Raw genomic sequence first — 9575 nt, forward strand, 5'->3', positions numbered from 1 at the left:
CATCAGCGCCACGCGACGCGCGGCGTCCTCCACCCGCTCGCGCGGGAGCTCGCCGCTTCGGATCGCCGCGACGATCGCGTCACGCGCCTCCCGGTAGTCGCGCTCGTCCTGGTCGGGCAGCATCGCGGCGCCGGGGTTGGTCGGATTGCCGATGCACAGCAGATCGGCGCCCGCGGCGAGCGCACGCACGGCTCCCCCGCCGATGCCGACCCGCTCGCGGATCGCCGCCATGTCGAGGGCGTCGGTGATGATCACGCCGTCGAACCCGTCGTGACGCAGCCGGCCGAGCACCTCCAGGTTGAGCGTGGCGGGCTGCTCGCCCCACTGCGGGGCGCTGATGTGCGCGGTCATGATCGAGCGCACCCCCGCTCGGATCGCCGCGGTGAACGGCGGGAGGTGCTGCTCGTCGATCTCGCGCTGCGAGAGGGTCAGCGTCGGAAGGTCGTGGTGCGAGTCGGTGTGCGTGTCGCCGTGGCCCGGATAGTGCTTGGCGCACGCGGCGACGCCCGCCCGCTGGATGCCTCGCACCGCGGCCGCCGTGTGCCGGGAGACGAGGTCGGTGCTCCCGCCGAACGAGCGCACGCCGATCACGGGGTTGCGCGGGTCGGTGTTCACATCCGCGACCGGACCGATGACCACGTCGCATCCGACAGCGTCGACACGGCGACCGATCTCGTACCCGGTCGCCTCGGTGGCGTCCACGTCGTCCACGACCCCCAGCTGCGCCGCCCCTGGAACGCTCGAGCCGGTCTCGGTCTCGAGGCGGGTGACGCTGCCGCCCTCCTCGTCGATGCCGATCAGCGCGTGCGGCGCGCGATGATGGATGTCGGCGCTCAGCGCGGCCGTGTCGCCGACGAGATTCTGTGCGAAGTAGACCACTCCGGCCAGTCCCTCATCGAGCGCCGTGCCGAGCCAGGCAGGCACCTGGGATCCGAGGAAGCCCGGCCACAGCACCCCGTTCACGAGTCGGTTCAGCTCGTCGCGCATGCCGGAGTCCTCCGTGGTCGGTTGGTGGCGGATCGGGTCCGCTGATCAGTATCCCGGATCCGGCGCCTGGATACACTGGCCGGATGAGCTCCGCGTTCCTCACCGACCGCTACGAACTGACCATGCTCGCGGCGTCGCTGCGGGACGGCACCGCATCACGGCCCAGCGTGTTCGAACTGTTCTCGCGCCGCCTCTCCGGCGGTCGCCGCTTCGGTGTCGTCGCCGGCACTGGGCGCCTGCTGACGCTGCTGCGCGATTTCCGCTTCGGCGACGACGAGCTGCGGTACCTGCGCGACAACGACGTGGTGGATGCCGAAGCCGTGGCGTACCTCGAGAACTACCGCTTCACGGGCACGATCCGCGGCTACCGCGAGGGCGAGCTGTACTTCCCCGGCTCCCCCATCCTCACCGTCGAGGGCACGTTCGCCGACGCGGTCGTGCTCGAGACGCTCGCGCTGAGCGTGCTGAACCACGACTCCGCGGTCGCCACGGCGGCCTCGCGCATGAGCATCGCCGCGGGCGAGCGTCCGATCGCCGAGATGGGCTCGCGCCCCGCCGCCGAGCAGTCGGCGGTCGCGGCGGCCCGCGCCGCGGACATCGCAGGATTCGCGTCGACGAGCAACCTGGAGGCCGGGCGGCAGTGGGGCATCCCGACGATGGGCACCGCGGCGCACTCCTGGACCCTGCTGCACGACTCGGAGGAGGACGCGTTCCGCTCGCAGATCGCCAGCCTGGGCACCGGCACCACTCTTCTCGTCGACACCTACGACATCCCGAAGGGCGTCGAGACGGCGATCCGCGTCGCGGGTACGGGTCTCGGCGGCGTGCGCCTCGACTCGGGCGACCTGCCGCTGGTCGCCGCGGCCGTGCGGCAGCAGCTCGACGAACTCGGCGCGACCGAGACGAGGATCACCGTGACGAGCGACCTCGACGAATACGCGATCGCCGCTCTCGCGGCATCCCCCGTCGACTTCTACGGGGTCGGCACGTCCGTGGTCACCGGCTCGGGATATCCGACGGCGAGCATGGTCTACAAGCTCGTGGCCAGGCAGGACTCGTCAGGCGGCTGGGTCGCGGTCGCCAAGGCATCCACCGACAAGGGCTCCAAGGGCGGACGCAAAGCCGCGTTCCGCACCCTCGCCGACGGCGTCGCGGTCGCCGAGACCGTGTCGGTCGCGGACGGATTCGAGCAGGTCGACACGTCTGCCGAGCACCCTGCCGCCCGCGCGCTGCAGGTGGTCCTCGTCGACGCCGGCGAGATCGATACGTCGCACGAGGGCGTGGCGGGAACGGCGTCCGCTCGGGAGCATCACCTGCGGGTGCGCGAGGAGCTGCCGGTGCGGGCGCTGGCGCTCAGCAAGTCGGATCCGGCGATCCCGACCCTCTTTGTGGATGCGGACTGACGCGACGCCGCGTCAGGAGACCATGCTCTCGTAGATCTCCTTGCAGGTCGGGCAGATCGGGAACTTCTCCGGGTCGCGACCCGGGGTCCACTTCTTGCCGCAGAGCGCGCGAACCGGCTTGCCGGTGATCGCCGACTCGAGAATCTTGTCCTTTTTGACGTAATGCGAGAAGCGCTCGTGGTCCCCCGGCTCGAGATGCTCTTCCTGCAGCAGCTCTTCGAGTTCGCGATCGAGCGTTGCCACGCCACCCTGATCGGGGCTGTCCAGCGGAGTACTCATGCCGAGATTCTATCCGCGTCTGCGGCGCCCGGGTCAGGTCGTCTCGACTCAGGTCGTCTCGACGAACTCCATCAGCCGCTCGCCGCTGCGCTCGAAGATCACGGCGCCGACCGCCGCACCGCCGAAGAGCACGATGGTGCCGCTGATCAGCCCGACCCAGAATGTCGTCGGCGCGTGCTGATCGCCTTCGAGGATGGTCAGTGCGAACAGCCAGATCGTGGGTGCGCTCGCGAGCAGGGCGCCCACGAACGTCAGCGCGGCGCCGTACGAGCCGTGCGCCGCCGAGCGCTGCGGCTGCTGAAACGGGCTGTCGCCGGGCCGTGAGACGGCGTACGGCCAGGTGACCGACGCGATGCTCGACATGCCCAGCGCGGTGAGCAGCAGCGCAGCCGTCACGCCGATCAGCGGCAGCATGAGATGCCAGTCCGCGATGACGGCGAGGGTGACGGAGATGCCGATGGCGAGCACCGGAAGCGCGACCAGCAGCACGGGCACGAGTCGACCGAGCCGATCGGGCAGACCGCGCACGCCGCTGGCGATGTGCATCCACAGCGCCGTCGAATCGTAGGCCGCGTCGTTGTGCGGCAGCCAGCCGAAGAACAGCGCCATGAGCGGGACGGGAACGAGGGCGGCGAGCCACAGCGGCACTCCGGCCACGAGCAGCGGGAACACGGTGAGCACGCCGGCGATCGGCACGACGATCATGTTCACGATGTAGCGCCGGTCGCGCAGCCAGTACACGAGACTGCGCGCGGCGATGGCGCCGAACGCGTTGGCGGGCAGAGATCCGAACCATCCCAGTCCCGATCGCTCGCGCGTCGCGTACGGACGCTCGGATGCGGTGAGAAGTCGCCTGACCAGCAGGTGCCACAGCAGCAGCATCCCCCCGATCGTCGCGGCGGCGACCAGCCCGCTCGCCCACGCCGCCTTGGACTCACCCGAGGCGAGGTGGAAGAGGAACGCCTGCGGGGCCGCGAGCGGCGAGAACCCGACGATGGTGGTGGCGGTGTGCACGGCGGGGGGAACCTGCCCGTCCCATCGCAGGGACGCGAAGTACGCCGCGACGGGGAAGGCGATGACGATGACCGGCAGCGCGAACAGGACGGTCAGCTCGCGCGAGCGACGCTCGGGCAGCAGGATCGCGCTGATCGCCATTCCGATCCGCGCTGCGAGTGAGATCGTGAGCACACCGATGACGCCGAAGAGCACCGCGGCCGCCCACGGCGCCCCGACCTGCACGACGACGATCACGACGCACACGGTGACGGCGATCAGGGCGAGACTGGGCACGCTGATCAGCGAGGCCAGCACGAGGGTCCAGCTGAGCCGGCGCTCGTCGAGGCCGAACGGCCAGAAGCGCCGTGGATCGAGCTGATCGGGGCTGCCCGTGAGCATGGGCCCGACGAAGAATGCCAGCATCAGCGCCGCAGCGCCGAGCACGATGACGGTCTGAGCGGTGGCCGGCGGCGCCTCGCTGAGGCCGAGGACGGCGATGCAGACGACGATGGTCGCGGCGATGGATGCCACGAGCGCGACCGCGGCGCGAACCCTGCGTTCTCCGCGCAGCGCACCGACGAGCAGCGCGAGCCTCAGGCGGAGAACGTGTGCAGCCACTCGAGCCCCTCCACTTCGCCGCCGGTGCCCGAGAGCTCGATGAACCGCTCGGTGAGCGTCTGCCCCGCGCGCACCTCGTCGATGGTGCCCTCGGCGAGGACCTCTCCGCCCACGATCACGGCCACGCGCGAGCACACCCGCTCGACGAGATCCATGCCGTGGCTGGAGAGGATGACCGTTCCGCCGTGGGCGACGTACGACCGCAGGATGTCGAGGATCACGCCCGACGAGACCGGATCGACGGCCTCGAACGGCTCGTCGAGCACGAGCACGCGCGGCGAGTGGATCAGGGCGCCGGCGAGCATCACCTTCTTGGTCATACCGGCCGAGTAGTCCGACACGACGCGGCTCAGCGCCTCGTTGAGGTCGAACGCGCGGGCGAGGTCGGCGGTGCGCTTCTCGATGACGGCGCGATCGAGTCCGCGCAGTTGACCGTAGTAGTGCAGCAGCTGGCGTCCGGTGAGCCGGTCGAAGGTGCGCAGCCGGTCGGGCAGCACGCCCATGACGCGTTTCGCCTCGAGGGGCTTCTCACGCTGATCGATTCCGCTGATGTGCACGGTGCCCGCGTCTGGCCGCAGCAGGCCCGCGATGATCGACAGCGTCGTGGTCTTGCCCGCGCCGTTCGGACCGACGAGGCCGTAGAACGACCCGGCAGGAACGGTCAGGTCGACATCGTCGACGGCGTTGTTGTCACCGAAGCGCTTCACCAGACCGCGGATGCGGATCGCGTCGCGGGCCGGCGCAGGCGCGTCCGAAGCGGTGCCGTCGGGCGAGGTCACCTCGTCCGATGCCGGAGTGCCGGTCGCCGGAGCATCGGTCGCCGAGGAATCGGCCTCCTGAGCGTCGGTCGCCGGAGCATCCGTTGCCGGAGTGTCCGTCACCGCGGTGTCCGCTGCCGGAGCATCGGTCGGGGACGTGGCCGGCGCTGACGCGCCTGGTTCGACGACGACAGCAGAACCCGTGTCTCCGCCGCGCGGCGGCCGCGCTTCCGCCAGATCTGCGCTGTTCGACGCGGCGACCATCCGGCGCACCGGTTCGGAGTCGAGGGCGATGACCGCGTCCGTCGTGATCTCGGGTGTCAGGGGGATGATGTCTGCGATCTCGTCCTCTGCCGCGGGCGCCGGAGCGGATGCCGTCTTCGATGCGGTCTTCTTCACCGGGGTCTTCACTGCGGAGGCAGACGCGTCCGCCAGGGAGAGCTTCGACGGCGAGGCTTTCGTGCTGGACGTCTTGGCCGTCTTCGTCGATGAGGTCTTCGCTGCAGTGGTCTTCGCGCCGGTGGTCTTCGCGCCGGTGGTCTTCGCCGCAGCAGCGATCGGGTCAGCAGCAGCGATCGGGTCAGCAGCAGCCTTCGTCGCGATGGTCAGCGCAGCGGTGGACTTCTTCGCGGCGCTGGACTTCGCGGCGCTGGACTTCGCGGCGCTGGACTTCGCGGCAGTCGTCTTCGCGGTAGTCGTCTTCGCGGCAGTCGTCTTCGCGGCGGTCGTCTTCGCGGCTGCAGACGTCGCCGACGCCTTCGCGGCGGGGGCCTTGGGGTCAGCAGCAGCCTTCGCGTCGATGGACTCCGCCGCAGCAGACTTCGGGCCAGCAGCAGCCTTGGTCGCCGTGGCCTTCGCCGAAGCAGTCTTCTTCGCCGCGGTCTTCTTGGCCGCAGCGGTCTTCTTCGCTGGAGTCGTGGTGCTCTCCTCGAGCGTCACGTCGCGCCCATCGACGGCGGAATCTGCTGCTGACGAATTCTCGGCGTCTGCGGCCGACTTCTTCGAGGCCGCGACGGCTGCGGCCTGCGCCTTCTTGGCGGTCTCGGCACGCTTCGCCGCTGTGGTCTTGGCCGCTGTGGTCCGAGCGGCGGTCGTGCGGTTCGCCGTCCTCGTCGCAGCGCCCGAGGCGGATGCCTTCTTCACGGCCGCCGCGCGGCCGGCATCCGCTTCCGCCGCCTTCTTCGCCGCCGCCGACTTCGAGGCCGCCGACGTCGCCGCCGCCTTCTTCACTGCGGCCGTCTTGGCAGCACCGGCGCTCGAGCCGGCGCCGCCGGCTGTCTTCCGCGGCGCCCGTGCGGGCTTCTTCAGCTCAGCTGACGGCGTGGACGCAGCGTCGCACGGCTTAGGCTCGGACGACGGTTCGGACGCGGCCTCGCTCGGGCTCGCCGTGTCGTCGGTACGGGCATCCTCAGGCTCAAGCGCAGCTGTCACCCGTCTACGGTATCAACCGCCGCTGACAGGCCCCCGGTGGGCGAAACCGGGCGACGTCGCGAATGCAACCCCCTTGCCGGACGCTGGGAGAAACGTGTGCAATCGGTCACGAAAGGACAACAGGACCGCCTTCCCCCGTCGTCATTCAGCACCTGTCGGTAACATTGCGGAGGCACGAAGAGGTGTCCCGTCGGTGAACCGACAGTGAACACAGTTCTTATTAGGAGAAATCGTGACTCTTCAGACCGTCATCCTCGCAGCCGGAATGGGCTCGCGCCTGGGCCGCGCCCTGCCGAAGCCGCTCACCGAGCTGAGCGACGGCCGCACGATCATGGGCCAGCAGCACGACAACATCCGCGCGGCCTTCGGCAAGAGCGCTCGCATCACCACCGTCGTCGGCTACCGCGCCGAGACGATCATCGAGGCCTTCCCCACCGCGAACTACGTGCACAACGAGCGCTACGACGTGACCAACACGTCGAAGAGCCTGCTGCGCGCGCTGAGCGCCACCGGCAAGGGCGGCGTGCTCTGGATGAACGGCGATGTCGTGTTCGACCCTCGCATCCTCGGCCGTGCCATCGAGTTCATCGAGCGCGACCAGTCGTTCGTCACCGTCAACACCTCGAAGGTGAGCGACGAAGAGGTCAAGTACACCGTCACCGCTGAGGGCTACATCAACGAGCTGTCGAAGACGGTCAAGGGTGGCCTCGGCGAAGCGGTCGGCATCAACTACATCTCGTCGCGCGACAAGAAGGCGTTCATGCGTCAGCTGCAGCGCGTCGAGGACCAGGACTACTTCGAGCGCGGTCTCGAGCTCGCCATCATCGAAGACGGCCTGCTGCTCGAGCCGATGGACGTCTCCGACCTGTACGCGGTCGAGATCGACTTCGCAGAGGACCTGGAACGCGCGAACCTCTTCGTGTGACCCGTCCTGAGAAAGCCGTAAGCCCTGCCCTGTCAAGGGGGTCGGGGCTTACGGCTTTCTCGCGGCCGTGGTGCATAGGATCACCCCATGCGTGAGAAGGTCCACAAGATCCACTCGCTCCCCGAGGACTCCCCCTGGGACAAGCCCGTCCCCCCGGTCGGCTCGACAGAGCATCCGCTCAGTGTGCGCAGCCTCGATCGGGTGATGGGCGTGCAGCGCCCGCTGGTCGTGGCGCACATCCGCAGCATCCGTCGCCGCCATCCCGACGCGACCCCCGAGCAGATCGTGCGCGCCCTCGAGACGCGCTATCTCGCCGCCGTCACGGCCGGCGGGGCGGCGGTCGGCGCCACGGCGGTCGTCCCTGGCATCGGCACCGGCATCACGCTGGCGCTGTCGGGCGTCGAGACGATCGGATTCATGGAGTCGACCGCGCTGTTCGCCCAGTCGGTCGCCGAGGTGCACGGCATCGCGGTCGACAACCCCGAGCGGGCGCGGGCGCTCGTGATGATGCTCATGCTCGGCAAGGAGGGCGTCGATCTCGTCTCGCAGCTCGCCCGACAGGCGGCGGGCACCGGAGGCACGCGCTCGTCGTACTGGGGCGAGATGGTGACGAAGTCGCTGCCGCGCGCGGCGATGGGCCCGATCATCGATCGCCTGAAGTCGGCGTTCATCCGCCAGTTCGCGGGGCGCGGCGGGGCGTCCATCCTCGGCAAGGCGCTGCCGTTCGGCGTCGGGGCGGTCGTCGGCGGTGCCGGCAACCACCTGCTCGGACGGCGCGTGCTCACCACGTCGCGCCGTGCGTTCGGGGCGCCGCCCGCGACGCTGCCGGCGGAACTCGAGCCGTCGCCGGGAAGCGAGAAGCTCGAGACCCGGATGCTGAACGGCGCCCGGTTCATCGGATCGAAGCTCCGCCGCGCGCCGCAGGAGGTCGAACCTTCCTCTGAGATCCCGCCCTCCACAGACAGCGAGTGACACGGAGTTCTCCACCGGTCGGGAATCGTCGTCGGCTGCCGCCTGAGGGGGTCTGAGCTCGTTCCTACGGTGACGGGATGCTGCATCCCCTCGATCCTGCCGAGCCCACACCACCCGTCGCATACTGCGTGCCGTGGGTGATCACTCGACGCGACCGCACGCACCCTGTGGTGCTCAACGCCGGTCGTGAGGCCGTCGACTTCGTTCGCGTCATCCGCGACGACGTCGACCATCACCAGATGGTCGACCTGTGGGGCCAGGTGCTGCCGGGCGAGACCGTCGAGCTGTGTCTCTGCGCGTCCGACCCTGACGAGGCTGTGGTGTCCATCGCCTGGTTCCGGCAGTTCGACGGGCTGGAGTACGTGTGGCGGTTCGTCGTGTGAAAGACGGCTCCTGTGGCCCACAGCGTTGCCCACGCGCCCTCGCGCGGCAGGCTCACGCCCCCGGCAGCGCCAGCACGGTCCGCACGAAGAGGTGGGCGACGGCATCCGCATCGATGTCCAGCGCCACCTGCGAGCGCGACCACTGGTCGTCGAGGCCGTGCAGCCGATCCTCGCCGGCGAACGCCCGGCGGTCGACGACGGTCTGTCCGCGGCTGTATCCGCTGAGCTCGACGCGCACCGGCAACGATTCGAACCGCACCAGCTCAGGCGCGACCAGCGCGCACACAGCTCCCGCGTCGCCGATCAGGCCGGTGTACGTCAGCGACTCGTCCTCGCTCAGCGCCACTCGGTGGCCGAGCAGCTGCCCGACGACGCGCCCGACGCGATGCGAGCCCGACGCGAGCTCGTCGGCGCGTGACTGCGCCACCGCCACCCGGTTGAACACGTCCAGTCCGTACATGACGGTCGGCACCCCGGCATCCATCACGATCGCCGCCGTTTCCGGGTCGTGCCAGACATTGAACTCCGCCACCGCGGTCGCGTTGCCGACGCTCGCCGAGCCGCCCATGAAGACGATCCGCTCGATGCGCTCGGCGACCTCGGGGTGGGTGCGCAGCAGCAGGGCGAGGTTCGTCTGCGGCGCCAGCGCGACCAGCGTCACCGGCGTCGGATGCTGGATGATGAGACGCCGCAGCAGCGACACCGCCGACTCGACGACCGCACTGCGATCGCTCGCAGGCAGCGCCACGCCACCCAGCCCGTCCGCGCCGTGGACGTGTGACGCCGCCCGCGCCGGCGCGAGCAGCGGGCGCGACGCCCCACC

General features: G+C 69.8%; 9 protein-coding genes and 1 pseudogene. 5 read left to right on the top strand and 5 right to left on the bottom strand.

All coding sequences use genetic code 11. The features are described 5' to 3' along the window. Positions 1 to 987: glycoside hydrolase family 3 N-terminal domain-containing protein (locus RT309_RS11010; RefSeq protein WP_313357011.1), on the bottom strand; the 987-nt coding region annotated here is incomplete at its 3' end. A gap of 83 nt (positions 988 to 1070) precedes the next feature. On the opposite strand from RT309_RS11010, the gene RT309_RS11015 reads away from it, so the two are divergent. After that, the gene (locus tag RT309_RS11015; RefSeq protein ID WP_313357013.1) at positions 1071 to 2390 is read left to right on the top strand and encodes a nicotinate phosphoribosyltransferase; all 1320 of its coding nucleotides are present in this window, start codon (positions 1071 to 1073) and stop codon (positions 2388 to 2390) included. Positions 2391 to 2402: 12 nt separating this feature from the next. Here the strand turns inward: RT309_RS11015 and RT309_RS11020 are convergent, their stop codons facing one another. From RT309_RS11020 to RT309_RS11030, 3 genes are read right to left on the bottom strand one after another with little or no spacing between them, the layout of a single operon-like run. Next, positions 2403 to 2669, bottom strand: a complete 267-nt coding sequence (locus RT309_RS11020) for a DUF3039 domain-containing protein (RefSeq protein ID WP_071640714.1) — start codon at positions 2667 to 2669, stop codon at positions 2403 to 2405. A 48-nt stretch (positions 2670 to 2717) separates the two neighbouring features. Then, complete coding sequence (locus RT309_RS11025; protein WP_313357016.1) at positions 2718 to 4283, bottom strand: hypothetical protein; 1566 nt, start codon at positions 4281 to 4283, stop codon at positions 2718 to 2720. Next, positions 4259 to 5164: an ABC transporter ATP-binding protein gene (locus RT309_RS11030; protein ID WP_313357017.1), complete on the bottom strand. Its 906-nt coding sequence runs from the start codon at positions 5162 to 5164 to the stop codon at positions 4259 to 4261. Before RT309_RS11030 ends, RT309_RS11025 begins: the two co-directional genes overlap by 25 nt. A gap of 564 nt (positions 5165 to 5728) precedes the next feature. On the opposite strand from RT309_RS11030, the pseudogene RT309_RS15065 reads away from it, so the two are divergent. The 4 genes and pseudogenes from RT309_RS15065 to RT309_RS11050 form a co-directional block, all read left to right on the top strand. Continuing rightward, a pseudogene (locus RT309_RS15065) lies at positions 5729 to 6013 on the top strand (hypothetical protein); the annotation flags it as partial. 691 nt (positions 6014 to 6704) lie between these two features. Next, positions 6705 to 7397: an NTP transferase domain-containing protein gene (locus RT309_RS11040; RefSeq protein ID WP_313357019.1), complete on the top strand. Its 693-nt coding sequence runs from the start codon at positions 6705 to 6707 to the stop codon at positions 7395 to 7397. Between the two features lie 87 nt (positions 7398 to 7484). After that, a complete protein-coding gene (locus tag RT309_RS11045) occupies positions 7485 to 8369 on the top strand; it encodes a hypothetical protein (RefSeq protein ID WP_313357021.1) in 885 nt (294 codons plus the stop codon). A gap of 77 nt (positions 8370 to 8446) precedes the next feature. Then, a complete protein-coding gene (locus RT309_RS11050; RefSeq protein WP_313357023.1) occupies positions 8447 to 8752 on the top strand; it encodes a hypothetical protein in 306 nt (101 codons plus the stop codon). 52 nt (positions 8753 to 8804) lie between these two features. Here the strand turns inward: RT309_RS11050 and RT309_RS11055 are convergent. Then, positions 8805 to 9575, bottom strand: a 771-nt coding sequence (locus RT309_RS11055) for a nucleoside hydrolase (protein ID WP_313357024.1), incomplete at its 5' end; no start/stop codon positions are given.

The organism is Microbacterium sp. (assembly GCF_032084865.1).
Classification (GTDB): domain Bacteria; phylum Actinomycetota; class Actinomycetes; order Actinomycetales; family Microbacteriaceae; genus Microbacterium.